At 52.8% G+C, this 250-nt stretch carries 1 pseudogene; it reads right to left on the bottom strand.

The features are described 5' to 3' along the window. A pseudogene (locus tag SB775_RS32125) lies at positions 1-168 on the bottom strand (MFS transporter); the annotation flags it as partial. Between the last annotated feature and the right edge of the window lie 82 nt (positions 169-250).

Genomic DNA, 250 nt, shown 5'->3' with positions numbered 1-250 from the left:
GATAAACGACAGCACCGCACTCGCTGAAGCGAGCCCGAACTCTTCTTCGCCGATAATCGGCAGGACGGTTCGTTCGAGCCCGACCATCGAGCCGACGAAAAAGTTGGTCAGCACAAGCAAGAGAAACTGGACGAGATTTTCTTTAATGCCAAATTGGATGGTTCTCATAAAATCTTCCCACCGGCTGTATCGAGTTCCTGGGAAATGGCCGAAGGTGCCGGCCCTTCGTCTAAGCGGTACGCTTCAAACC

It is taken from the genome of Peribacillus sp. SIMBA_075, assembly GCF_046534585.1.
This window is presented reverse-complemented; position numbering and strand designations above follow the sequence as displayed.